The organism is Marivivens donghaensis (genome assembly GCF_011806565.1).
GTDB classification, from domain to species: domain Bacteria; phylum Pseudomonadota; class Alphaproteobacteria; order Rhodobacterales; family Rhodobacteraceae; genus Marivivens; species Marivivens donghaensis_A.
In genome coordinates this window covers 1-24,600 of sequence record NZ_JAATOP010000004.1, presented here as the reverse complement: position 1 = coordinate 24,600, position 24,600 = coordinate 1, and the positions used below count along the sequence as shown (strand labels likewise).

Here is a 24,600-nt window from a genome sequence, read left to right as displayed (position 1 = left end):
CCGTGCCGCATCGGCTTATCGGGCTGACATGCCCCGTTATGCTCTTCAGGTCGAATATCATGGTGCGCCCTTTGCCGGATGGCAGAGGCAGGCCGACCAGCCCTCCGTTCAGGGCGCGATCGAGGCTGCGCTGGCGAAACTGGAGCCTCGCGCCCACACCATCGCCGCCGCTGGCCGTACTGACGCGGGCGTTCACGCCACGCATCAGGTTGCGCATTGCGATATGGAGCGTGAATGGGACCCCTTCCGCCTGTCGGAAGCGTTGAACTACCACCTCAAACCGCAGCCCGTTGCCATCGTCAGAGCCGCCCGAGTGGCAGATGACTGGCACGCACGGTTCTCGGCCAACGAACGGCGCTACCTGTTCCGTCTGGTGGTTCGTCGCGCGCCGCTGGTCCATGAGGGCGGTCTTGTCTGGCAGGTGAAAAACCCGCTCGACGGCGGTGCGATGCAGGAAGGTGCGAACAGGCTGCTCGGTCGGCACGACTTCACCACGTTCCGCTCGTCGATATGTCAGGCCGACAGCCCTGTGCGGACGCTGGATGAACTGCGGGTCCAGGAGATCGAACGCCCCGACGCGCAGGAATTCCGTTTCCACGTCCGTGCGCGGTCGTTCCTGCACAATCAGGTGCGGTCTTTCGTTGGCACATTGGAGCGCGTCGGCGCAGGCAGCTGGACGCCCGACGACGTGACCGAAGCGCTCGAAGCCAAAGAGCGTTCGGCTTGCGGCCCCGTTTGCCCGCCTGAGGGGCTCTACCTTGCGGGCGTGGGCTACGAAGACGATCCGTTCGTCTGAGGCGCGATGCCGCTGAGGATCATGTCGGCCATCAGACCCGCGTCCTTGACCCCGAGGCTCCGCCCTGACAGCAAACGCTGCACGGTGATCGACAGCAGCATCTCTGCCGCTTGCGGGAGGTTGGCGTCCTTGCAAATTTCGCCGCTCGCCGCGCCACGCGATAACATCGCCTCGGTCTCTGCGATCACCTCGACGAAATAGCCGTCGAGCGCGTTGCGGGAAGCTGCCGTCTGCTGTGCCTCGACCACGATAGAGCGGAAGATCGGCCCCGCGCTGGTGCCTTCCCAGCTGTCCATCAGATTGACGAGGAACGCCGCGATATCCGACCGAACCGAACCCGTATCTGGGTGCAGGTCCGCAGGTTTCCGCGACTGGTAGATGTCGAGCAGCAACCCTGCCCGTCCGCCCCATCCGCGATAGATCGTCGGCTTGCCGGCCCGCGCCTCTTTGGCGACGGCCTCGATGGTGAAACCCGCCAGTCCCTTCTGTTCGAGGACCGCCTCGGCCGCTGCACGCACCGCCGCGATTGTTTCAGGATTTCGCTGGGAGCCGATGGATTTTCGGCGGGGGGATTGGGTCATATCGGCCTCCGGACGCATTGGATACCAATCCCCGCTGTCCGTATCAATGCGCTCTGTCTTGAAGCTGCCCGCTCGCGGATCAGCTACATGTGATGGGATAGGCGGGAACCCGCGTGGTATGTAGTGGCCATGTCATCCGGATAGGCCATACGCTATGGTGACTCGAATTTTATTTCTACGACGCATGAATTGGTGACGGGGGCATTGTGAAGAAACTGGTAGTCGGGCTGCTTGCAGTCGGCGTGGGCACCGCGGGTGTTGCGCAAAACCTCGAAATCCGTGTCGACGAGGACGATCTTCAACAAACACTTGATAGCGCTTCGCTCGTGAAAAGCATTCTGGACGAAGGCGGTGCGACCACGCAGGACGTCGTCGCTGCGGCCCGTGCGGACTACGAACGTCTGCTGACCGGACTTTATTCCGAAGGCTACTACGGCCCGACGATTTCCATTCAGATCGATGGCCGTGAGGCGTCAACGATTGCGCCGCTCGGTGGCCCCTCCGACATCAGCGACGTCATCATGACCGTTACCGCAGGCCCGCGTTTCGACTTTGGCCGCGCAGAAGTCGCGCCCGTCCCCCAAGACACCGAGCTGCCCGAAGAATTCCGCAGCGGCGAGGTCGCCCGCGTCGATGCGATCCGTTCTGCTGTCAGCACCGGAATCAACGCGTGGCGCGAAGAAGGCTACGCCAAGGCCGAAGTCGACAGCCAGCGCATCACCGCCCGCCATCAGGACAACGAACTCGACGCCGTCGTCGTTATCGGCTCCGGCCCGCAACTGACCTTTGGCCCGTTGGCGGTCGAAGGCAACGAAATGGTCCAGACGCAGAAAATCCTGCGTATCGCCGGAATGCCGACCGGCGCAATCTATTCGCCTGAAAAGCTGGACCAAGTTGCCGAGCGTCTCCGCAAAACCGGTGCGTTTTCGTCTGTGGCCATGGTTGAAAGCGACACCATCGGCCCGAACAACACCCTACCGATCACAATGGAAGTCGCCGAGATGCCCCGCTACCGCGTGGGCGCGGGTGCGGAGGTATCCTCGACCGATGGACTGTCGTTGACCGCCTACTGGCTGAACCGCAATGTGTTCGGCGGCGCGGAGAGCCTGCGCCTCGACGGCGAGATTTCGGGCATCGCGGGTGATACCGGCGGCGTCGATTATGCGCTGAACCTGCTGTTCAAATATCCCCGCCCGTTCGCCATCGATACCACCGCGACGGTGAAACTCGGCCTCGAACGCAAGGACGAGCCGACCTATTTCCTCGATCAGCTGACCGGCTCTATCACCGTGGACCGTCAGATCGGCGACTACACCACGATCACAGGCGGTCTCGGTTTCATTGCCGCGAAAACGGACGATGACTTCGGCTACCGTGAGTACGTGCTAGCAACGATCCCGCTCACCGGAGAGGTCGATTACCGCGACAACGCGCTGAACCCCAAGGACGGCTGGTACGGCAACCTCGAACTGACGCCCTTCATCGGTATCGATAACGCCGGCACCGGCGGCCGCGTCTATTTCGATGGCCGCGTCTATCGCAGCTTCGGCGAAGGTGACCGCTTTACTCTCGCCGCGCGTGGACAGGTTGGCAGCGTTCTTGGCGTCGATGCCGATCAGGCCCCTGCCGACTTCCTGTTCTACTCGGGCGGCGGCGGCACCGTGCGCGGCCAGAGCTACCAGTCGCTCGGCTACGAATACTCCCCTGGAGTCTACTCTGGCGGTCTCAGCCTAGCGGTTGCCTCGCTCGAAGCGCGTTTCGACGTGACCGACAGCATCGGCGTCGTGGGCTTCTACGACTACGGCTACGTCGGCGGCAGTGAAATCCCGCTTCAGGACGGCGACGACCACGCGGGTGCGGGGCTCGGCCTTCGTTACAACACCGGCATCGGCCCGATCAGGCTCGACGTTGCGACCTCCGCCTCGGGCGAGAACGCAGGCAAAAACGTGGACGTCTATATTGGTATCGGGCAGGCATTCTAATGCGTAAAATACTTATCACAGCAGTCGCCTGCTTGCCCGTCACCGCATGGGCGCAGGACGAAGAACAACAAACCGCCGACCGCGGCCTGATCGCAGGTTTCATTCAGGATCAGCTTTCGAGCGCGGGCCGTTCGGTCCAGATTTACGGCTTCGAAGGGGCGCTAAGCTCCCGCGCGACCATCGACCGCCTCACCATCGGCGATGACGAAGGCATCTGGCTCGACGCGCAGGATCTGGTTCTGGACTGGGACCGCTCCGCCCTCTTGGGCGGCGAGATCGACATTTCCGAACTGACCGCAGGACGGATCGAAGTCATTCGCGCCCCTCAGACCGAAGCCGCTCCGCCAGAGCCGACCGCGCAGCCCTTTGCGCTACCGGAACTCCCCGTTTCGATCAAAGTCGACCAGTTCGAAATTGGCGAACTGGACCTCGGCGAGACGCTGCTGGGCGAAGCCGTGCAGATGAATATCTCGGGTCAAGCCAGCCTTGCGGGCGGTGAAGGTTCCGCCAATTTCGCGGCAAGCCGGACCGATGATAAACAGGGCGAATTCCTGATCGACGCCGCGTATTCCAACACGACCCGCGAACTTGATCTGACCATGCGCCTCGAAGAAGGCCCCGAAGGTCTGGCCGCAACGACCATCGGCCTGCCCGGTGAGCCAGCGGTCCTGCTTGAACTGCAAGGCTCCGGCCCGATTTCGGATTACGCCGCGAACCTGACTATCGCCACCGACGGCGTCGAACGCCTGTCTGGTGACGTTGTTCTGGCAACCGAACAACCCGCCGAAGGCAGCACCGAGGCCGCAACGCAGACCTTCCGTCTGGATGTCGGCGGTGACGTGACCGCGCTGTTCATGCCGCAATATCGCGATTTCTTTGGCGAGAACATCGAACTGATCGCGGAGGGCCGCAAAGACCCCGATGGCCGCGTGATCCTGTCCGACCTGAACCTTGATGCGCAATCGCTCGACCTGACCGGCGACCTTGCAATCGGTGCTGACGGCTGGCCCGAACGCTTCCGTCTGAGCGGCACGATGCAAAGCCCCGACGGCACCCCCGTCATCCTGCCGATCTCCGGTCCGCAGACCGAGGTCGACAACGCGATCCTTGACATCAGCTTCGACCAGAACGCGGGCGAAGCGTGGACGGCCAACATCCGCGCCAACGGCTTCCGCCGCCCCGGATTGGCGCTGCCCGAACTGGAGCTTTCCGGCGGCGGTACGATCAGCCGTGAAGACGGCTCCGTGACGGTCGATCTGAACTACGCCGCCAATGGCATCGAACTCGACGATGTCGGTACCGCGCAAGCGCTCGGTACCCGCCTGAGCGGTGAGCTTGGCATCGACTATGCCGAAGGCCAGCCTATCAACGTGCGCAAGTTCACTCTGAACGGTTCGGGCGTCGACGGCGACCTGACCGCGACGATCGAAACGCTCGAAAACGAAGTCCGCGTGACCCCCGATCTGACCCTTTCGGTCCAAGGTCTGGGGCGTTTCGCAACGCTCGCCAACCTGCCGGGCCTCGGCGGTTCTGCGGATATGAAGGTCGCAGGCACCATCGACATTCTGTCGAGCGCTGCCGACATCACCGTGGATGCCGCGACCACCGACCTCACCGTCGGGATCGAACAAGTGGACAACCTGATCGCGGGTGACGGCACGGTCAACGTGCGCCTGATCCGCGACGAAGAAGGCACCCGCGTCGAGGGCCTGCGCATCGAAACGCCCGAAACGCTGCTGACGGGCGATCTGAGCTACACCGACGCGATCCTGACGGCGGCTGTCGATGTCGAGACGGACGCCGAAAACGTCTTCCCAGGTGCGAGCGACCGGCTTGCGATCAACGCGCGCGGTAGCCTCGACGCCGAAGGGCGTGTGAGCGGTGACGCATCGATTGCGCGTGCTGAGGATCTGATCACCGTCACCCTGTCCCTGCCCCAAGAGGGCCTCGGCACGGTCAAAGGCGACCTGCACCTCACCGACCTCAGCCAGTTCGCGGGCCTCACCGGCCAGTCGCTGAGTGGCGCGCTGGACGCCCGCATCGACGGTCAGGCGACCCGCGATGCGTCCGAATTCGTGATTGATCTGACGTCGACCGCCAATGGCCTCGGCATCGGCAATGCGCAGGTCGACCAGCTGCTCGTCGGCACAGGCCGCATGTCTGGCCAGATCACCCGCGAAGGCAACCAGTTCGGCGTGCGCGGCCTTGATCTGAGCTTCCCGAACATCTCGCTGACCGGCGATCTGGACAACACCGACGGCCAGTCTGCGGCTGACTTCCAGCTTCGTCTGGCGGACATCGGCATGTTCACGCCCGAATTCCGTGGCCCGCTCACGGCGAACGGCTCCGCCCGCCAGCAAGGCGACAACTGGACCATCGACGTTTCGGCGACCGGCCCCGGCGGCACGCAAGCCGACATCGCGGGAACGGCTTCGACAAGCGGCAACCTGAACCTCAATGTTGACGGCAGCGCCCCGCTTGGCCTTATCAATGGCCTGCTTGAACCGCGCCGTCTGAGCGGTCTTGCGAACTTCAACCTGCGCATCAACGGCCCTGCCGCGCTGAATTCGGTCAGCGGCACGATCACCACGACGGGTGCTGCGATCTCTGCACCGACGCTGGGGCAGTCGATCAACAGCATCGACGCCCGCGTCACGCTCGGCGGCGGCTCGGCTGATATCACGCTGACCGGCCAGTCCGGTCAGGGCGGGCAGATCAGTGTGGGCGGCCGTGTCGGTCTGTCGGGCAACTACCCCGCCAACCTCAACATCGGTCTTCAAGAGATCGTCCTGCGTGACCCGCTGCTTTACGAGACCACCGCGTCGGGCCAAGTCACCCTGAACGGCGGCCTCACGGGCGGCGCTGTTATCGGTGGTGTCGTTAATCTTGGCCGGACCGAAGTGCGCGTCCCCTCCTCCACTGTGGGTAGCCTCGGCTCCCTGCCGGAGGTGATCCACCTGAACACCCCCGCCGATGTGAGCGCCACGCTCAGCCGCGCCGGCGCTGCCAATGCATCCAGCAGCGGCACTACGAGCGGCGGCACCAGCGTGGCCTATCCGCTGAACCTGACGATCAATGCGCCGTCGCGCGTATTTATCCGTGGTCGCGGCCTCGATGCCGAGCTTGGCGGGAGCGTCCAGATCAGCGGCACGACCAATCAGGTCATCCCGTCGGGCCAGTTCAGCCTGATCCGTGGTCGCCTCGATATCCTCCAGCAGCGGTTCGATCTGTCCGAGGGCATCATCACGCTGCAAGGCGATTTCGACCCCTACATCCGACTGGTTGCACAGACCGAGGCGGAAACGGGCACCGATGTGAGCATCATCATTGCTGGCCCTGTCAGCGATCCTTCGGTCACCTTCGAAAGCTCGCCCGAACTGCCGCAGGACGAAGTGCTCTCGCAGCTCATCTTCGGGCGTGACCTGTCGTCCATCAGTCCGCTGCAAGCTGTCCAGCTTGCCGCTGCTGTCGGCACGCTCGCCGGTCGCGGCGACGGCGGCTTCATCAACGATTTCCGCATCAACGCGGGTCTCGATGACCTCGATATCACCACCGACGACGCGGGCAACGCTGCCGTTCGGGCTGGTAAATACCTGAGCGAGAATGTTTATACCGACGTCACGGTCAGCGCCGACGGCACCTCCGAAATCAACCTGAACCTCGATGTCACCAACGACATCACGGCCAAGGGCTCCTTCGGATCGGACGGCGAGACCTCGATCGGTATTTACTATGAACGGGACTACTAATGGACCTTTCGCTCGAAAACAGAGACGGCCTGCCGGAGGCGCTTCGCGTTCTGCTAGCCGATTTTCCGCGTGAAGCGTGGGAGCAGGACCCGAACTTTCGCGGCCTCGTCGAATTCTGGCTGTCCAAGCATATGGAGTTCCGCCGTCTGCTCACGGCTATGAATGGCGAGACAGAGAGCCTGCTTGATGGCGGGTCTGCGCAGACATTCGCGGGCCGGATTTCGCGCTATGGCTCGATGTTCGTGAACAACCTGCATGGGCACCACCAGATCGAGGACATGCACTACTTCCCCCGCCTGTCGCAGATGGACGAGCGGTTGGAGCACGGGTTCGAGCTGCTGGACGGCGACCACAAATCGCTCGACGGTCTGCTGGCGGGTTTTGTCGACTCCGCCAACAATACGCTGCAAAAGCTGGATGACCCGATTGTGCTGCGCAATGCGGCCGGAACGTTCCACTCCGATCTTGGCCGCCTCGACCGTTTGATCCAGCGGCACCTCGACGACGAAGAGGACCTGATCGTCCCTGTTATCCTGAAATTCGGTGAAGGCTCCCTCGCCTGACAAAACGAATTTGATCATTTCGTTCGGGTGCGCCACTATCGCGTGAAACACCTCCGAAAGGATCGCAGTTTGGACGACGCCCAAAGCCCGAAGGTCCCCGCTCACGAATTGGTCTATCGCCGCCTGCGCGAGATGATCCTGTGCGGCGAACTGGAACCGGGACAAGCGGTGACGATCCAAGGTCTGGTGCAGGAACTTGACGCGGGCATGACGCCGGTGCGTGAAGCGATCCGCCGGTTGACTGCTGAAAACGCGCTTGAATTCCTCGGCAACCGCCGCGTTTGCGTGCCTGTCTTGCGCGCCGACGATGTCGAAGAACTTGCGTTCGCGCGCCTCGCGCTAGAGCCGCAACTGGCTATCTGGGCTGCGGAAAAGATCAAGCCGGAGGCTATTCTGGAACTCGAAGCCGTCGACCAAGAGGTCAACCGCGCCATCGACCGCGGTGACGTGCGCAGTTACCTGATCCAGAACTACCGTTTCCACGCGACGCTCTACGCCGCATCCGAAGCGCGCACCACGGTCGCGCTGGCCGATACGCTCTGGCTGCGCATGGGGCCGAGCCTGCGGGTGATGGGCGGACGGTTCGGGACGGCAACGCTGGACGATAAACACGCGGACGCGATTGCAGCGCTCCGCCGCAAGGACGCGACGGGTGTCGGCGCTGCGATTTATGCGGACATCGCGCAGGGCTTTGATCAGATTCGCTCGTCGATGAGCTAAAGCCGCTTTTCCATGTAGATGCGGTCGAAACCGTTTTCGGTCTTCCGGCCCGTTTCGGCATATCCGATCTTGGCATAGAGGCCGACATTCTCGTGCATCAGCGCGTTGGTGTAGAGGCGGATCGTGCTCAATCCCGCCGCGCGCGTTTGCTTTTCGGCAGAGACCATCAACGCCTTCCCCACCCCGCGCCCCTGCGCATCGGGGAAGACAGCTACGATGTCGAGCAGCATGGCGTCTTGCAACGGCTCCAGAACGAGGTAGCCGAGGATCGCTTCATCCTCGAACACATAGGCGCTGCACGCGTTCACCAACGCAGCATAGTCAGCAATCATCGGCGCGGGCGGCTGCCCGATGCGGGAAACGTAGTGCGCGAAAGATGCCGACGCGATGGCGGTGATCGCGGCGACGTCCGACGATACGGCGGGACGGATCAAAGCTTGTCCCGCATACTGAACCACACCATCGCAAGCACGAGCAGCGGCCAGCGCAGCGCGGCGCCACCCGGGAAACGCGGCGTCGGAACAGAAGCCATGAGGTCGAACCGTTCAGCCTGCCCCGCGATGGCTTCGGCAGCGAGTTTGCCAGCCAAGGTTGCCATCGCGACACCGTGGCCCGAATACCCCGACAGGCTGAGCACATTGCCCGAGAGCCGTTCGAAATGCGGCATGCGGTTCATCGTGATACCGAGCGTGCCGCCCCAAGCGTAGTCGATGCGGGCATTGGCAAGCTGCGGGAAAATCTCGGCCATCGGTTTGCGAACGAGCGCCGCGATGTCGGACGGGAATTTGTAGCCGTAGCTCTCGGCCCCGCCGAACAGCATCCGGTTGTCCTCGGACAGGCGGAAATAGTTGATGACGAACTTGCTGTCTGCAACAGCGTGGTTGTTTCTGAGCACCGCATCGGGATCGTCCAGCGGCTCAGTCGCGACGATGAAGTTGTTGATCGGCATGACGCGGGCCGCAACGTGGCCGTTCATCTTGCCCAGATAGCCGTTGCACCCCATGACGACATAGTCTGCTTCGACGGTGCCGTGCTCACAGATGACCTGCGCAGGGCTGTCGTCCACGATGTCGACCACACGCGTCTGTTCGTAGATCGTCACGCCGCCCTGCTGGCAAGCGCGCGCAAGGCCCAGCGCAAAGCGGAGCGGATGGATGTGACCGCCGCCCATGTCGAGCGTGCCGCCGTGGTAGGCGTCGGACGCCACCAGTTCGCGGATTTCCTCTCGGTCCAGCGGACGGATCAGATCGTAATCGTATTCGCGGTTCAGCTTCTCGGCATAGGCGTGGGAATGCCCGACGAACCGCTCCTTGTGGTCCGCGTGGATGATCCCCGGTACCCAGCCGGCACCGCAGTCCCATTTCGCATCGAGGTCGCGGACAAGCTGCGCGCTCTCCTGCCCCAAGGCCCAGAGCTGGCGGGCAATGTCCTTGCCCATCATCTTTTCCAGCTCTTCCTGATCAAGCCGCTGGTCCTGTGCCACCTGACCGCCGTTGCGGCCCGAAGCACCGAAGCCCACACGCTGCGCTTCGACCAAGGCCACCTTGTAGCCGCGTTCAGCCAGATGCAGCGCGGTCGAGAGACCCGTGAAGCCGCCGCCCACTACGCAGACTTCGCAATGCACATGCCCCCGCAGCGCGGGCTGAGGGGGCAGAGGCTTTGCCGTGGCGGCGTACCAGCTCGACGGATATTCGCCGAGCTTGTCGTTTGCTGTCAGGAAATCCATCACTTCGCCACGAAGAGGCCCTGCTCTTTCACCTGCTCGTAGGCTTCATCCAGCGACTTGCGGGCGCGAACGATCAGTTCGTCGACCTCTTCGCGAGTGATGACAAGCGGCGGAGCGATGATCATGCGGTCACCGACGTGGCGCATGATCAGGTCGTTGGCAAAGCAACGCTCGCGGGTCATGAAGCCGATGGTGCCTTCGTCGCTGGCAAACGAAGCGCGGGTTTCCTTGTTCGGGGTCAGCGCGAGGCTGGCCATCAGGCCGACGATCTTGGTCTCGCCGACCATCGGGTGATCCGCGAGGCTGTGCCACTTCTCGGCAAGGTACGGCCCGATATCGTTCTTCACGTAGCTGACGAGGTTTTCCTCTTCCATGATACGCAGGTTTTCCAGCGCAACAGCCGCCGCGACGGGGTGACCCGAGTAGGTGTAGCCGTGGTTGAAATCGCCCTGCGCGCCAACGGTCTGAGCGATCTCGTCAGACACGATCGAGCCACCGATCGGGATGTAACCCGAGGAAAGACCCTTCGCGATGGTCATGATGTCGGGCTTGATGCCAACGGTAGTCGAGCCGAACCATTCACCGGTACGGCCAAAGCCGCAGATAACTTCGTCGGCGATCAGCAGGATGCCGTACTTGTCGACAATGCGCTGGATTTCGGGCCAGTAGGTGTCAGGCGCAACGATCACGCCGCCAGCGCCCTGCACCGGCTCACCGATAAAGGCTGCAACGTTTTCAGGACCGACTTCGAGGATCTTGTCCTCCAGTTCCTTGGCACGCGCGAGGCCGAAGTCTTCGGGCGACATGTCACCGCCATCGGACCACCAGTTCGGCTGGTTGATGTGTTCGATACCGTCGATGATGCCGCCGCCGTGGACGTGCATACCGCCCATGCCGCCAAGGCTCGCACCAGCCATGGTCGAGCCGTGGTAGCCGTTCTTGCGGCCGATCACGATGCGGCGCTCGGGCTGGCCTTTGCACTGCCAGTAGCGGCGCACGAGGCGCAGGTTGGTGTCGTTGGCTTCCGAACCTGACGAGGCAAAGAACACGTTATTCAGATCACCCGGAGCCAGCTCGGCCAGCTTGGCCGACAGCGCGATGACCGGTACGTGGGTCGTCTGGAAGAAGGTGTTGTAGTACGGCAGTTCTTTCATCTGGCGCGCAGCGACTTCGGCCAGCGAGTCCCGACCGTAGCCGATGTTCATGCACCAGAGGCCAGCCATACCGTCGAGGATGCGGTGCCCTTCGCTGTCCTGAAGCCAGACACCTTCGGCGCGGGTGATGACCCGCGCGCCCTTGGCCTCCAGCCCTTCGGCGTCGGTGAAGGGGTGCATGTGGTGTGCGGCGTCCAGCGCCTGAAGTTCGGCGGTCGGGGTTTGCGTGCTGATGAGGTTCATAGCTGCTCCTGCAAAGGGCGGAATAGGGCGGACTGTCCGCGGCTAGTGGGCCGGTGTCCTTTGTGGCGAGGATATTTTACGCGCTACCACTGTCAAGCATTTTGATCAAATTGCTGTCGGAGGTCAGCGCATCCGCACGGGAATCGCGGGGCCGGATCGCACCTTTCAGCGGACGCGGCGATGGATTTTCAATCGCACCGAATTAGATCGTTCGCGGCACCCGCTTGTCGGAAACATGCTTAACAATACGCTTAAATTCGCGCCATCTGCTGTCGATAATGCAAAACTGACCTACAACAATGCTTGTTTTTTCGTCGCTACCGTGGCGGGATGCAAAGTGGCACTGCCAATAACTACGGTCACGACGCACTGTACTTTGATCAAATTCAAAATTCGGTAACGTGACCGACAGTACAACATGGGAGATCAAATATGAAAAAGACGCTGCTGCCGATCGCGGCACTGATGGCCTTCGGCTCGGTCGCCGCTGCCGAAGAAGTCCACGTCTACAACTGGTCCGACTACATCGACGAAGAACTGCTGGACAAATTCGAAGCAGACACCGGCTACGAACTGGTCTACGACGTATTCGACTCGAACGAAGTTCTGGAAACCAAGATGCTTTCGGGCGGTTCGGGCTATGACGTTGTTGTTCCGACCGGCACCTTCCTTCAGCGCCAGATCGCTGCGGGCGCGTTCCAGCCGCTCGACTACTCGAAGCTGCCGAATGCTGAAAACCTGTGGGACCTGATCAAGGACCGCACCGCCGAGTATGACCCCGGCAACGAATACGCCATCAACTACATGTGGGGCACCACCGGTATCGGCGTGAACGTCGCCAAGGTTCAGGAAATCCTCGGCGAGGACGCTCCGCTCGACAGCCTGTCGCTGATCTTCGATCCGGCAAACGCAGAAAAGCTGTCCGAGTGTGGCATCCAGCTGCTCGACGCTCCGGTCGAAGTCATTCCGGCAGCGCTCGCCTACGCAGGCATGGACCCCGATGGCCACGACGAGGAATCGCTGGCGAAGGCCGAAGAAGTCATCATGGCTGTTCGTCCCTACATCCAGAAGTTCAACAGCTCGGAATACATCAACGCGCTCGCCAACGGCGAAATCTGCGTTGCTCTGGGTTGGTCGGGCGACATCCTTCAGGCGCGTGACCGTGCTTGGGAAGCCGACAACGGCGTCGAGATCGCCTACAACGCTCCGGCCGAAGGCGCGATGATGTGGTTCGACATGATGGCCATTCCGGCTGACGCGCCGAACCCCGAAGGTGCGCACGCGTTCTTGAACTTCATCATGGACGCAGAGAACATGGCTGCGGCTTCGAACTACGTTTACTACGCGAACGGCAACCTCGCTTCGCAAGAGTACCTGATCGAAGACGTCATCGGCGACACCGCGATCTATCCGGACGAAGCCACGCTCGAAAGCCTCTACACCACGACCCCGTGGGATGCGCGCTCGCAGCGTACGCTGACCCGTCTGTGGACCAAGATCAAATCGGGCATCTAATTTGATGCCTGTTGCCCCGCGCCCTGAAACACGGGCGCGGGGTCCTATTTTACAAGGAGCATTTCGGAATTATGGCCGAACTTTCCAAAACGCCGGTAGTCTTTGCCCCGTGGAATGACCCCAACGAAAAGCCGCTGATCCAGTTCAAGAACGTGACCAAGCGGTTTGGCGATTTCACCGCGATCGACAACCTGACCCTCGACATCTACGCCAAGGAATTCTTTGCCCTCCTCGGCCCGTCGGGCTGCGGCAAGACCACGCTGATGCGGATGCTCGCAGGTTTCGAGATGCCGAGCGAAGGCCAGATCCTTCTTGGCGGACAGGATATTGTGAAAGTTCCCCCGAACAAGCGCCCCGTGAACATGATGTTCCAGAGCTACGCGCTGTTCCCGCACCTGAGCGTGTTCGACAACATCGCTTTCGGTCTGCGCCGCTCCGACATGCCCAAAGACCAGATCAAGGACCGCGTTGCAGAGATGCTCCGTCTCACGCGGCTTGAGAAGTTTGCCAAGCGCAAACCCCACCAGATTTCTGGCGGCCAGCGCCAGCGCGTCGCCCTCGCCCGCTCGCTCGCCAAGGCACCCAAGCTCCTGCTGCTCGACGAACCGCTTGGCGCGCTTGATAAAAAGCTGCGCAACGACACGCAGTTCGAACTGATGGACATTCAGGAAAAGACCGGCACGACCTTCGTCATCGTGACCCACGACCAGGAAGAAGCGATGACCGTCGCCAGCCGCATCGCGGTTATGGACAACGGCAAGCTCATTCAGGTCGACACGCCCTCCGGCATCTATGAAGAGCCCAACAGCGTTTACGTTGCGGACTTCATCGGTGACGTGAATATCATCGAAGGCAACGCGAAGGTCGTCGATGGCGGGATCGAAATCCACTACGCCGAAGGTGCCGCGCCGATCCATGCCAAGACGGACAAACACATCACTGACGGCCAGCGCGTGTCCTACGCCATCCGCCCCGAAAAAATCGCTGTGACTTCTGAACCGATGGCCGACCGCGCGAACCATGCGCATGGCACGATCCTCGACATCGGCTACCTCGGCCACCTGTCGAGCTACTTCGTCACGTTGGGCAACGGTCAGAAGGTCGAAGCCTCGATGACCAACAGCCGCCGCCTGTCGCGCCGCGACTTCACTTGGGAAGACAATGTCTGGCTGTCGTGGACCGACACCGCCGGCGTTGTGCTGACCGAGTAAGGGGGCGGTATGCGCTTTTCCCAAACTCTGGAGTCGGCATACGCCAGTAAGGCCGATCTGGTCCTTGCCGCCCTGCTCGCAGTAGCTGGCATCGCATTAATCTGGCTGAACCAAGCGGATGGCAGCCACTTTACCGGCGGCCTGCTGATTGCCTTTGCCGTGTTCGTTACGGCCTACCGCATCAACCGCCGCCTCGCCGTGATCGCCGTGCCGTACCTGTGGCTGCTGGTGTTCTTCCTCGTGCCCTTCATCATCGTGGTGAAGATCTCGCTGTCGGACCCCGCCATTGCGATCCCGCCCTACACGCCGACGCTCGAACTGTCCGAAGGATGGACCGGCCTCAAGTCGTTCTTCGGCGATCTGGACTTCGAGAATTTCGAATTCCTTGCCAGTGACCCACTCTATTACACCGCCTATCTGTCCTCGGCCAAAATCGCGATCATCTCGACCGCGATCACGCTGCTTGTTGCCTTTCCGATTGCATACGGCATGGCAAAAGCGTCCGAGGAATGGCGCCCGACCCTGATGATGCTGGTCATCCTGCCGTTCTGGACATCGTTCCTGATCCGCGTCTACGCGTGGATGGGCATTCTAGGCCGCGAGGGCTTCCTGAACAGCTTCCTGCTATGGCTCGGCATCATTGACGACCCGCTGACCATGCTGAACACGAATTTCGCGGTCTATGTCGGTATCGTCTACACCTACCTGCCGTTCATGATCCTGCCGATCTATGCGACGCTGGAAAAGCTGGACGTGTCGCTGCTCGAAGCGGCCGAAGACCTTGGCTGCACCCGCACACAAGGCTTCTGGCTCGTCACCCTGCCCCTTTCGATGCCGGGTATCATCGCGGGCTGTTTCCTCGTGTTCATTCCTGTGCTCGGTGAATTCGTGATCCCGTCGCTGCTTGGCGGTTCGGACACGCTGATGATCGGCAAGATCCTGTATGAAGAGTTCTTCTCCAACCGCGACTGGCCGGTGGCCTCTGCGGTGGCGGTGATCCTGCTGCTGATCCTCGTGGTCCCGATTGTGCTGTTCCAGCGCAACCAGCAAAAACAGGCGGAGGCTGACCAATGAAAAAGATGAGCTGGTTCAACCTCACGTCGCTGACGCTGGGTTTCGCGTTCCTCTACATCCCAATGATCATCCTCGTGATCTTCTCGTTCAACGGTGGCCGCAACGTGGCGATCTGGGGCGGCTTTTCGACCAAATGGTACGGCGAGCTGTTCCACGACGAAAAGTTCCTCGACGCCGCGTGGGTAACGTTGCGGGTGGCCTTCGCCACGGCAACGCTATCCACGGTTCTCGGCACGATCACGGCCTATGTGCTCGTGCGCGGCGGCAAGTTCTATGGACGCACGCTGTTCTCGGGCATGACCTACGCGCCGCTGGTGATGCCGGACGTGATCCTCGGCCTGTCGCTGCTGTTGCTGTTCAAGGCGATGTTCAACCAGATGGGAATGCTGACTATTGTGCTGGCGCATACGACCTTCGCGATGTGCTACGTATCGGTGGTTGTCTCGTCCCGCCTGCTGACCTTCGATCAGTCGCTGGAAGAGGCCGCGTCGGACCTTGGCGCGTCGGCATTCGACACGTTCATCAATGTGACGCTGCCGAACATCGCGCCTGCCGTGATCTCAGGCTGGTTGCTTGCGTTCACGCTGTCGCTCGATGACCTCGTAATTGCGTCCTTCACCACCGGTCCCGGTGCGACGACCCTCCCGATCGAGATTTTCTCGGAAGTGCGGCGCGGTGTGAAACCGCAGATCAACGCGCTCTCGACCATCATGATCGCGATTGTGACGGTAGGTGTGCTGATCTTCTCGTTCTCGTCGAAACGCCGAACGCTCAAGCGGATCGCAGACGAGCAGCAAGCGAATTGAAAAAGGGGCCTTCGGGCCCCTTTATGCTGTCTCCAGCAACGTCTGTTTGGCCCACGCCATCACGGCATCGACATTGTTAGGAAGCTCCTCCCCCATGCCTTCGGTGAACTCGATGAAGGCGGGGACAGTTTCGTCGCGCACGGCCAGCAGACAAGGGATGCCGGCGGCAAGCGCCTCACCCACCACAGGACGGAAACCGCGCCCTTCGGCTTCCTGTTTGCCGAACTTGTTTGCGAGCAGCATTTGCGGATCGCCCGCCAACTTTGACTGCACCTTGCCTGCGGCCTGTTCCAACGCCGCGCCATCCAGTCGGCAGCCTGAAGAGAGCGGGCCGAGGTTCTGGCTAATGCGGATGATATCGCCGTCGGGGATGAGGTGCAGGTCCATATGATAGGGCGAGCCGTCCTGCGGATCGTCGTTGATCTGGCAGGCTCCGACCAGCGTGACGCCCTCTGCTAGCAAGCGGCGGGACACCTCGGTCAGAGTGGTGTTGGCGGTCTGCGTTTTGGTCGCGATGATATAGCCGAGCATGGCTTCCTCTTGTGACGGTTCGCGCAGGATTGCAGGATGCGCAGGAAAAGGAAAGGCGAGCTATGCACAAACCACCGGCAGTCATCCTCGCAGGCGGTAAGGCCACGCGTATGGGAGGCGGCGACAAGCCATTGATGCACTGGCGCGGGCGTCCGCTGATCGAACATGTGCTGGAAGGGTTTGCGGGTCAGGTCGGAGATATCGCGATCAACGCGGGCGGCGATCCGGCGCGGTATGCTCGGTATGGAGCGCTGATTACGGATAGCTTGCCGGATTGCGGGCCGTTGTCGGGGGTTCTGACGGCACTGGAATGGGCCGAGGGCAACGAAGTGCTGGTCGTCGCCGGTGATACGGTATGCCTGCCGCCCGATCTGGTAGAGCGGCTGAATGCCCCCTCCTATGCAGCCTCGCTGGTGGACGGCGAATGGCGGGCGCATCCCACGGTGGGCCTCTGGCCGACGAGCCTTGCGCCACATTTGCGTGCGTATCTTGAAAGCGGCGAGCGGCGTGTGATGGGATGGGCAAAGCAGGTCGGCGCGCAGGAAGTCCGGTTCGATGGAGAAGTCTTCCGCAACTTCAACACGCAAGACGATCTGAAAACCTAGCCCCTGCGGATCAGGTAGGTCATGCCGCCGTCGATGTCGGTAGTGCCCAGAAATTCATGCCCCGCTTCGCGGCAGAACAGCGGCAGGTCCACTGCCGCCATTTTGTCCGACGCCAACAGGCGCAGTACCTGCCCCGCTTCCATCGCTTCCAGCACCTTGCGGGCTTTCAGCACGGGCAGCGGACACAGCAGGCCGATCGCATCGACTTCGCGATCAGCTTCCATGGATGCGGTTGTGTCGGACGGATGCAAAGAACGAGGCTCCGATCAGAACGCCCCCGATGAGGCCGGTGAGAGCTTCGGGAACATGGTGGGTGACTTGCACGAACATGATAATCGCAAGCACGAGGATCGACCAGAAGGCTCCGTTCTCGAGGTAGCGGTATTCGTTCAGCGTCCCCTTTTCGACCAGCATCACGGTCATCGAACGCACGTACATCGCGCCAATGCCGAGGCCGATCGCGATGATGAACAGGTTCTGTGTCAGGGCAAACGCGCCGATCACACCGTCAAAGCTGAACGAAGCGTCCAGCACTTCGAGGTACAGAAACGCGCCAAGACCACCCGAGGCAGCTACGCCGCTCGTGCCGGTATCGAGGTAATCGCTCAGCACCTCAACGAGCAGGAACGTCAGCAGCCCCCAGATCGCGGAGCGCAGGAACATCGAGCTCATCAGCGGGTCGAACAGACTGGAGACAAAGGTGATCGTGCCCAGAACGATGGTCACAACGAGGAACTTCGCGCCGCCAACCTTGGACATCAGACGCTCGACACCGGGGAGCCAGTGGACCTCTTTATCGGGGTCAAAGAAGTAGGACAGCGCGACCATCAACAGGAACGTGCCGCCGAACGCGCTGATCGGCACGCGGGCGCCTTCCATGATCTCGGCGTATTCGTGCGGATGCGACAAAGCCAGATTGACCGCCTGTAGCGGCCCCACCTTGGCAGCAATCGCAACGACCAGAACGGGGAACACGATCCGCATCCCGAAGACGGCGATCAGAATGCCCCAAGTCAGGAAGCGATGCTGCCAGACAGGCGTCATTTCCCGTAGTTTATTGGCGTTGACGATGGCGTTGTCGAACGAAAGCGAAATTTCCAGCACCGAGAGGACGGCGGTGATGAACAGCACGTTCAAGAGGCCCTTGACGGTGCCGTGCATGCTCCAGCCGACAAAGGTGCTCAGCACCAGACCGATAGCAGTGACGATAAAAGCAAGATAAAAATAGCGCAGCACAGATTTGTGCGCCGTAGTCGCTGGCATTGCCATCCCCAATCAATTCGTCCGTAAAATGCCGGACTTGGATGGACTATAGGGCGGTCACGCTCAATGGCATCCCGACGTCACGCGCTGCATCCCTGCTTGTGTCATCCGCACCATCCCTTTGCGGACAACAAAAGGGCGCCCGATGGCGCCCCGATGTCTTACTTGTTTTCCAGTGCGTCGAGCCGCGCCTTGAGCGCTTCGTTCTCTTCGCGGGCCTTCTGGGCCATCAGGCGAACGGCGTCGAACTCTTCGCGGGTCACGAAATCACGCTCGGCCAGCCAGCGGTCCAGCATGGACTTCATAGCGTTGTTCGCTTCGTCCTTGGCACCCTGGGCCACGCCCATGGCATTGGTCATCAGCTGGGAAAAATCATCAAGGATCTTGTTACGCGTCTGCATGTGTCACTCCGGCATTGCTCGGGCTTTATATGGGCTGCCAAGGCGTGCGTGACAACCCCGTCAGCCGTTGACACCTTGCGCGCGGCGCATCATCACTCGGTCATGATTGCAGCGATCCCCTTTCCCGATCTTTCGCCCGAGGTTTTCTCGATCAACCTCTTTGGCAACGAGTTTGCCCTGCGCTGGTATGCTCTGGCCTATATCGTCGGTATCGGGCTTGGCTGGCTGACCGTTCGCCGCGCACTGTCGAAGCCCGCGCTCTGGCACAATGACACACCTCCGATGGACAAGCGGACGCTCGAAGACCTGATGACGTGGATCATCGTCGGCGTCATCTTGGGCGGCCGTTTCGGGTATATCCTGTTCTATCGGCTGGATTATTACCTCGCGAACCCCGCAGAGATCATGATGGTCTGGCAGGGCGGCATGTCTTTCCACGGCGGTTTCCTCGGCGTGATCCTCGCAGTGCTGATCTATTCGCGGGTCAAGGGTCTGCGGCTCGGCTCCGTCGCGGACAGCATGGCGCTCGGTACGCCGTTCGGCCTGCTGCTGGGCCGTATCGCGAACTTTGTGAATGCAGAGCTTTGGGGCCGCGTCACTGATGTGCCGTGGGCTGTGGTTTTCCCCGGAGAAGCGGCGCAATCGTGCCTCCTGCCCGTCTGCGCCCGCCACCCCTCGCAGCTTTATGAAGCCGCGATGGAGGGGCTGATCCTCGGCGGTGTGCTGCTTTACCTCGCGTTTCGCCGCGGCGCGCTAAAGGCCCCGTGGCTCATTACGGGCGTATTCTTTGCGGGCTACGGCATCTCCCGTTTCATCGTCGAATTCTTCCGCCAACCCGACGCGCAGTTCCAGACACCGGGCAACCCGCTGGGCCTCGCCTATCACATCGGCGGCTACGGCCTGACGATGGGGCAATTCCTGTCGCTTCCCATGATTATCATCGGCGTCGGCCTCGTCATCTGGGCACGGAAGCGCGCATGACGGCGCTGACGGACATCCTGACGGCCCGTATCGCTCGTACGGGCCCGCTGACCCTCGCCGACTACATGCGCGAGGCGCTTTTGCACCCCGAGCACGGCTATTACGCGACCCGCGATCCGTTCGGGCAGCGGGGCGACTTCATCACTGCGCCCGAGATTTCGCAGATGTTCGGTGAGGTCATTGGCCTTTGCATCGCGCAGGCTTGGATACATCAGGGACAGCCCAAAGGCATTCTTGCCGAGCTTGGCCCCGGTCGCGGGACGCTGATGGCGGACATCTTGCGCGCGACCAAAGGTGTGCCCGGCTTTCACGATGCGCTGGACGTTCATCTGGTCGAAGCGTCGCCAGTGCTGCGCAAGGCGCAGGCCGAGCGGGTTCCCGTGAAAGCTTTCCACGACCTAGTTGCGGACCTGCCTGAGGGGCCGCTGTTCGTTGTTGCGAACGAGTTCTTCGACGCCCTCCCCGTCCGTCAATTCGTCCGAGACGGCGAGGCGTGGCGCGAGCGTGTGATCGGCGTCGAAAACGACGCGCTGACGTTCGGCCTTTCGACCGCAGCCCCGCTCGAAATGCTGGAGCATCGGCTGGACGACACCCAAGACGGCGATCTGGTCGAGGTCTGCTCTGCCCTGCCCGCGATCACGTCGCAGATCGGAGAGCGCATCGACACCCACGGCGGCATGGCGTTGTTCATCGACTATGGTGATTGGCGGTCGCTCGGCGATACGTTGCAGGCTCTAAAAGGCCACGAACGCACCGATCCGCTCTTAGAGCCCGGTAGCGCCGACCTTACCTGCCACGTCGATTTCGAAGCGATCGCGATGAATTCCGCACCGGCCAAGTTCACGCGGGTGACGCCGCAGGGCGTTTTCCTCGAACGGCTCGGGATTACGGACCGCGCGCGGGCACTTGCCTCCAGACTAAGCGGTAACGCACTGGAATCGCACATCGCAGCCCATCGCCGCTTGACCCACCCCGCAGAAATGGGCGACCTGTTTAAAGTAATCGGGCTCTACCCCGCAAACGGCACACCTCCTGCAGGCTTGGAAGCATGACTCTGGACATCATCACTCACCGTTCGCTTGGCACGCTGAAGCATGGCTTTTTCGGCCGCAAAGGTGGGGCGTCCTCTGGCATCTTCGAAGGGCTGAACTGCGGTTACGGCTCGTCCGACATGCGCGAAGCGGTGACGATGAATCGCAACCGCGTCGCCGAGGCGATGGACGTGGACGAAAACGCGCTCGTCGGCGTGCATCAGATCCACTCGGCCGATGTCCTGACGATCACCGATGCGTCGGAGCCTCGCCCCGATGCCGATGCGATGGTCACGAACGTTCCCGGCCTCGCGCTCTCGATCCTGACCGCCGATTGCCAGCCCGTGCTTTTCGCCGACCACAACGCGGGCGTTGTCGGCGCGGCTCATGCTGGGTGGAAAGGTGCGCTTGCCGGCGTGCTTGAAAACACGCTTGAGGCCATGGAGGCCATTGGCGCAGATCGCAAGAACACCGTCGCGATTATCGGCCCGACCATCAGCCAACGCGTCTACGAAGTCGGCCCCGAATTCCTTGATGCGTTTCTTGTCGAAGACGATGAATACGCGCAGTTCTTTGCGAATGGCGAAGGGGATCGCTACCTGTTCAATCTGCCGCTGTTCGGCCTCCATAAACTACGCGAAGCGGGTATTGGCGATGCCGAGTGGACAGGCCATTGCACCTATTCCGACGTGAACCGTTTCTACAGCTTCCGCCGCACGACCCATCGCAAGGAAGCGGACTACGGACGCCTCATCGCGGCGATCCGCCTCTGAATTAGAACGCTTCCGCCAGAAACCCGCCACAATTACGGCAAAACAATCCCAATAGGTTGTGCGCGATTGTTTCCGCCGCTTGCGGATTTTCCAAGAAAACAAAGGCATAGCGGCAAGCGACCAATCAATTTCACGCCCGCTAAAAATTTCAAAATTGCGGCACAGACCTGCCTTAGTGCTGCCCCTGTTAACCCTGATAACTGACTTCAACGCCCCGACGGGCAAGGAACAGAAGGGATAACGGACATGACCAAACTGCGCTGGCTCAAGACCATCATTGCTGCTGCTGAAACTGAAGAAGTATCGCTCCCGTGGGAACGCGGCGCCCGTCGCGATGACCTGATTGTTCGCCGCAAGGCTGCCTCGGCTCCGGTCAAGGCAAAGGCTGCGGCCTAAGACTACTCTCCTCCCCTGTTGTTCTCGAGAGTACTGGCGGTCCGATGGGCCGCCATTTTTCGATTCGGGAGACAGGAAGCGCGACTGCGAGGGCGATTGAAAGTTCTCCGGCAACAATGATCGGTGCGACCTTACGGTGTGTCGCCGATTGAAGCACAATGATGCAAAAAGTTTGACAACCTCTGCCACATTCTGGCACACGCTGGCTCAAGTTCAGGGCGTATCGCTCGCCCGCTTTCCCGGCCAGAGGTCGGATCACTCAACAGACAGACGACCCCGCAGCGCACAAGCCTCTCGCGCAACGACGTCGGGGTCGTCTTTTCTGTAAAACTTCCGAAAAATCAGGCTTCGCGCGCGAGGCGTTCTTCGAGCACTTCGAACGGCACACCCGGCTCGTCCTTGGCACCGCGGATCACCAGCGAGGTTTTGACCTGCGAGACGTTGTCAGCAGTCAGAAGATCGTTGGTCAGGAAGCTCTGGAACGTGCGTAGATCGGGCGCGACGCACTTGAGGATGAAGTCCACTTCACCGTTCAGCATGTGGCATTCACGGACCAGCGGCCAACCACGGCAGAGCGCTTCGAACGCGGACAGATCAGCTTCGGCCTGCTTATAAAGACCGACCATCGCGAAGACCTGGACTTCAAAGCCCAGCTCGCGGCTGTCGACGTCTGCGTGATAACCGCGAATGTAGCCCTGCTCTTCCAGCGTACGCACGCGGCGCAGGCACGGAGGGGCGGAAATGCCGACACGTTTGGCCAGCTCGACGTTGGTCATGCGACCGTCCGCCTGCAGTTCTGCCAGAATCATACGATCGATTTCGTCGAGTTTGCTGCCCGGCATTTTATTCCTCTTAGGTTATTGCGCAGAGATTACCCAGTACCGCATCAATGCGCAACAATATTTCAAACTTGCGCAACATCCTTACGCAAGAGTATATATTTGTTTTTCAGGATGTATTGCTTGCCGCACGCCCTTTTCGAACGCAGGCCGCGGGTCTATATCGGGTAGGAACCGCAAAGGAAAGAGGCTGACATGTCCGACACCCGCCACACCAAGCTGCTCATCATCGGCTCCGGCCCTGCCGGCTACACTGCCGCCGTTTATGCCAGCCGCGCGATGCTCAACCCGATCCTCGTGCAGGGTATGGAACCGGGCGGTCAGCTGACCACCACGACCGAAGTCGAGAACTGGCCGGGCGAGAAAGAAATCCAAGGCCCGCAGCTGATGATGAACATGGAAGAGCACGCGCGCGCCATGGGCACCGAGATCATCACCGACCTGATCGTCGATCTCGACCTCCAGCAGCGCCCGTTCGTTGCCAAGGGCGATAGCGGCACCGTTTACACCGCTGATACCGTTGTGCTCGCAACCGGCGCCCGCGCAAAGTGGCTCGGCATGGAAACCGAGGAAGCCTTCAAGGGCTTCGGCGTTTCGGCATGTGCGACCTGTGACGGCTTCTTCTATCGCGGCAAGGAAATCGTCGTTGTCGGCGGCGGCAACACGGCTGTCGAAGAGGCGCTCTACCTCACCAACTTCGCGACCAAGGTCACGCTGATCCACCGCCGCGACAGCCTGCGCGCCGAAAAGATCCTTCAGGACCGCCTGTTCAACCACCCGAAGGTCGAGGTTCTCTGGAACCACGAAATTCACGAAGTGGTCGGCGATCACGAACCGAAGGGCGTCACCGGCGTCAAAGCCAAGAACGTCCAGACCGGCGAGATTACCGATATCGAAGCCGCAGGCGTCTTCATCGCGATCGGCCACGCCCCTGCCAGCGAACTGGTGAAAGACCAGCTGGAGCTGCACAACGGCGGCTATGTCAAAGTTGAAGCTGGCTCGACCCGCACCGCCATTCCGGGCGTCTTCGCTGCTGGCGACCTGACCGATCACACCTACCGTCAGGCCGTCACCTCGGCCGGCATGGGCTGCATGGCCGCGCTCGATGCAGAGCGTTACCTCGGCGAACTCCAGCCCGAGGGCGACATCGTCAAGGTCTGATCGATCTGAACCAATCAGGAAGCTCCGGCGCCGCAAACGCAGGAGCTTTTTTCTTATCCACAGGCAGCTGTGGCGCGTTGCCGAAACGCTTGTTCCGCTAAACCGGCATTTGCGCGGATGACCGTCCAGAACTCGCGCAAGCCGACATGTTTGTGTCTGCCCGACCGCAAGACTCCCCCGAATGCATCCTTTTTCGCCGCAATCCTGCCGAAACGCTTGAATACTTGCCCCTTGCGGGTCTAGGCAGCGTCCAAGTCCGGCATTGCCGAAATCAAATTGAGAGTACGTCCATGGATATGGCCCCTATCCCCGAGCTTTATGTCTCGCACGAGTCTTCCCAGAAACTGAAGCTGGAAGCAGCATCGCTGACGTCGCATGACTTGACGCCCCGTCAGATTTGCGACCTCGAGCTGCTGCTGAATGGCGGTTTCAACCCGCTGAAGGGCTTCCTGACCGAAGCCGATTATGACGGTGTTGTCGAAAACATGCGTCTGGCCGA

At 61.2% G+C, this 24,600-nt stretch carries 24 protein-coding genes and 1 pseudogene; 16 read left to right on the top strand and 9 right to left on the bottom strand.

Going from position 1 to position 24,600, the window contains the following annotated elements; all coding sequences use genetic code 11:
* The first annotated feature begins 28 nt into the window (after positions 1-28).
* Positions 29-796 carry a tRNA pseudouridine(38-40) synthase TruA gene (gene truA / locus HCZ30_RS07000; protein ID WP_167637572.1) on the top strand — a complete coding sequence of 256 codons (768 nt, stop codon included), beginning with the start codon at positions 29-31 and terminating at the stop codon, positions 794-796.
* Here truA and HCZ30_RS06995 read toward each other — a convergent pair.
* The gene (locus HCZ30_RS06995) at positions 772-1,377 is read right to left on the bottom strand and encodes a TetR/AcrR family transcriptional regulator (protein WP_167637571.1); all 606 of its coding nucleotides are present in this window, start codon (positions 1,375-1,377) and stop codon (positions 772-774) included. The genes truA and HCZ30_RS06995 overlap by 25 nt on opposite strands.
* A 206-nt stretch (positions 1,378-1,583) precedes the next feature.
* Between HCZ30_RS06995 and HCZ30_RS06990 the strand changes: the two genes are divergently transcribed.
* From HCZ30_RS06990 to HCZ30_RS06975, 4 genes are all read left to right on the top strand, one after another.
* Complete coding sequence (locus HCZ30_RS06990; RefSeq protein WP_167637570.1) at positions 1,584-3,359, top strand: BamA/TamA family outer membrane protein; 1,776 nt, start codon at positions 1,584-1,586, stop codon at positions 3,357-3,359.
* The gene (locus HCZ30_RS06985) at positions 3,359-7,108 is read left to right on the top strand and encodes a translocation/assembly module TamB domain-containing protein (protein ID WP_167637569.1); all 3,750 of its coding nucleotides are present in this window, start codon (positions 3,359-3,361) and stop codon (positions 7,106-7,108) included. The genes HCZ30_RS06990 and HCZ30_RS06985 overlap by 1 nt, the downstream gene beginning before the upstream one ends.
* The gene (locus tag HCZ30_RS06980) at positions 7,108-7,671 is read left to right on the top strand and encodes a hemerythrin domain-containing protein (protein ID WP_167637568.1); all 564 of its coding nucleotides are present in this window, start codon (positions 7,108-7,110) and stop codon (positions 7,669-7,671) included. Before HCZ30_RS06985 ends, HCZ30_RS06980 begins: the two co-directional genes overlap by 1 nt.
* Positions 7,672-7,740: 69 nt before the next feature.
* Positions 7,741-8,391: a GntR family transcriptional regulator gene (locus tag HCZ30_RS06975; RefSeq protein ID WP_246212661.1), complete on the top strand. Its 651-nt coding sequence runs from the start codon at positions 7,741-7,743 to the stop codon at positions 8,389-8,391.
* On the opposite strand, the gene HCZ30_RS06970 is transcribed toward HCZ30_RS06975, so the two are convergent.
* The 3 genes from HCZ30_RS06970 to HCZ30_RS06960 are packed head-to-tail and all read right to left on the bottom strand — an operon-like array spanning position 8,388 to position 11,514.
* Positions 8,388-8,825, bottom strand: coding sequence for a GNAT family N-acetyltransferase (locus tag HCZ30_RS06970; protein ID WP_175580991.1), 438 nt, complete (start codon positions 8,823-8,825; stop codon positions 8,388-8,390). The two genes, HCZ30_RS06975 and HCZ30_RS06970, sit on opposite strands and share 4 nt — an antisense overlap.
* Positions 8,822-10,117: an NAD(P)/FAD-dependent oxidoreductase gene (locus tag HCZ30_RS06965; RefSeq protein WP_167637566.1), complete on the bottom strand. Its 1,296-nt coding sequence runs from the start codon at positions 10,115-10,117 to the stop codon at positions 8,822-8,824. The genes HCZ30_RS06970 and HCZ30_RS06965 overlap by 4 nt, the downstream gene beginning before the upstream one ends.
* Positions 10,117-11,514, bottom strand: coding sequence for an aspartate aminotransferase family protein (locus HCZ30_RS06960; RefSeq protein ID WP_167637565.1), 1,398 nt, complete (start codon positions 11,512-11,514; stop codon positions 10,117-10,119). Before HCZ30_RS06960 ends, HCZ30_RS06965 begins: the two co-directional genes overlap by 1 nt.
* Before the next feature lie 432 nt (positions 11,515-11,946).
* Between HCZ30_RS06960 and HCZ30_RS06955 the strand changes: the two genes are divergently transcribed.
* The 4 genes from HCZ30_RS06955 (at position 11,947) to HCZ30_RS06940 (ending at position 16,120) form a co-directional block, all read left to right on the top strand.
* Positions 11,947-13,029 (top strand): polyamine ABC transporter substrate-binding protein, encoded by a 1,083-nt coding sequence (locus HCZ30_RS06955; RefSeq protein WP_167637564.1) that lies wholly within the window; start codon positions 11,947-11,949, stop codon positions 13,027-13,029.
* Between the two features lie 71 nt (positions 13,030-13,100).
* Positions 13,101-14,240, top strand: a complete 1,140-nt coding sequence (locus tag HCZ30_RS06950) for an ABC transporter ATP-binding protein (RefSeq protein WP_167637563.1) — start codon at positions 13,101-13,103, stop codon at positions 14,238-14,240.
* Positions 14,241-14,249: 9 nt separating this feature from the next.
* On the top strand, positions 14,250-15,314 hold the full coding sequence (locus HCZ30_RS06945) for an ABC transporter permease subunit (RefSeq protein WP_167637562.1): 1,065 nt from the start codon (positions 14,250-14,252) through the stop codon (positions 15,312-15,314).
* Positions 15,311-16,120, top strand: a complete 810-nt coding sequence (locus tag HCZ30_RS06940; protein ID WP_167637561.1) for an ABC transporter permease — start codon at positions 15,311-15,313, stop codon at positions 16,118-16,120. Before HCZ30_RS06945 ends, HCZ30_RS06940 begins: the two co-directional genes overlap by 4 nt.
* A gap of 21 nt (positions 16,121-16,141) precedes the next feature.
* On the opposite strand, the gene HCZ30_RS06935 is transcribed toward HCZ30_RS06940, so the two are convergent.
* Positions 16,142-16,651, bottom strand: a complete 510-nt coding sequence (locus HCZ30_RS06935) for a DUF2478 domain-containing protein (protein ID WP_167637560.1) — start codon at positions 16,649-16,651, stop codon at positions 16,142-16,144.
* A 62-nt stretch (positions 16,652-16,713) separates the two neighbouring features.
* Here HCZ30_RS06935 and mobA point away from each other — a divergent pair, with 62 nt between their 5' ends.
* Positions 16,714-17,256, top strand: a complete 543-nt coding sequence (gene mobA / locus HCZ30_RS06930; RefSeq protein WP_167637559.1) for a molybdenum cofactor guanylyltransferase MobA — start codon at positions 16,714-16,716, stop codon at positions 17,254-17,256.
* Here mobA and HCZ30_RS06925 read toward each other — a convergent pair.
* The 3 genes from HCZ30_RS06925 to HCZ30_RS06915 form a co-directional block, all read right to left on the bottom strand.
* Positions 17,253-17,480 carry a sulfurtransferase TusA family protein gene (locus HCZ30_RS06925; RefSeq protein WP_167637558.1) on the bottom strand — a complete coding sequence of 76 codons (228 nt, stop codon included), beginning with the start codon at positions 17,478-17,480 and terminating at the stop codon, positions 17,253-17,255. The genes mobA and HCZ30_RS06925 overlap by 4 nt on opposite strands.
* A complete protein-coding gene (locus HCZ30_RS06920) occupies positions 17,470-18,519 on the bottom strand; it encodes a DUF475 domain-containing protein (RefSeq protein WP_217703035.1) in 1,050 nt (349 codons plus the stop codon). The genes HCZ30_RS06925 and HCZ30_RS06920 overlap by 11 nt, the downstream gene beginning before the upstream one ends.
* A gap of 161 nt (positions 18,520-18,680) precedes the next feature.
* Positions 18,681-18,920, bottom strand: coding sequence for an accessory factor UbiK family protein (locus tag HCZ30_RS06915; RefSeq protein WP_167637556.1), 240 nt, complete (start codon positions 18,918-18,920; stop codon positions 18,681-18,683).
* A gap of 102 nt (positions 18,921-19,022) precedes the next feature.
* Here HCZ30_RS06915 and lgt point away from each other — a divergent pair, with 102 nt between their 5' ends.
* The 4 genes from lgt to HCZ30_RS06895 all read left to right on the top strand — a co-directional run bounded on the left by lgt (position 19,023) and on the right by HCZ30_RS06895 (position 22,101).
* The gene (gene lgt, locus HCZ30_RS06910; protein WP_167637845.1) at positions 19,023-19,901 is read left to right on the top strand and encodes a prolipoprotein diacylglyceryl transferase; all 879 of its coding nucleotides are present in this window, start codon (positions 19,023-19,025) and stop codon (positions 19,899-19,901) included.
* Positions 19,898-20,953 carry a class I SAM-dependent methyltransferase gene (locus HCZ30_RS06905; RefSeq protein ID WP_167637555.1) on the top strand — a complete coding sequence of 352 codons (1,056 nt, stop codon included), beginning with the start codon at positions 19,898-19,900 and terminating at the stop codon, positions 20,951-20,953. The genes lgt and HCZ30_RS06905 overlap by 4 nt, the downstream gene beginning before the upstream one ends.
* Positions 20,950-21,705, top strand: a complete 756-nt coding sequence (pgeF, locus tag HCZ30_RS06900; RefSeq protein ID WP_167637554.1) for a peptidoglycan editing factor PgeF — start codon at positions 20,950-20,952, stop codon at positions 21,703-21,705. Before HCZ30_RS06905 ends, pgeF begins: the two co-directional genes overlap by 4 nt.
* Before the next feature lie 246 nt (positions 21,706-21,951).
* Positions 21,952-22,101 carry a hypothetical protein gene (locus HCZ30_RS06895; protein WP_167637553.1) on the top strand — a complete coding sequence of 50 codons (150 nt, stop codon included), beginning with the start codon at positions 21,952-21,954 and terminating at the stop codon, positions 22,099-22,101.
* 341 nt (positions 22,102-22,442) lie between these two features.
* Here HCZ30_RS06895 and HCZ30_RS06890 read toward each other — a convergent pair whose 3' ends face one another.
* Positions 22,443-22,943 (bottom strand): Lrp/AsnC family transcriptional regulator, encoded by a 501-nt coding sequence (locus tag HCZ30_RS06890; RefSeq protein WP_167637552.1) that lies wholly within the window; start codon positions 22,941-22,943, stop codon positions 22,443-22,445.
* A gap of 192 nt (positions 22,944-23,135) precedes the next feature.
* On the opposite strand from HCZ30_RS06890, the gene trxB reads away from it, so the two are divergent.
* Complete coding sequence (trxB, locus tag HCZ30_RS06885) at positions 23,136-24,101, top strand: thioredoxin-disulfide reductase (RefSeq protein ID WP_167637551.1); 966 nt, start codon at positions 23,136-23,138, stop codon at positions 24,099-24,101.
* Between the two features lie 290 nt (positions 24,102-24,391).
* A pseudogene (locus tag HCZ30_RS06880) lies at positions 24,392-24,600 on the top strand (adenylyltransferase); the annotation flags it as partial.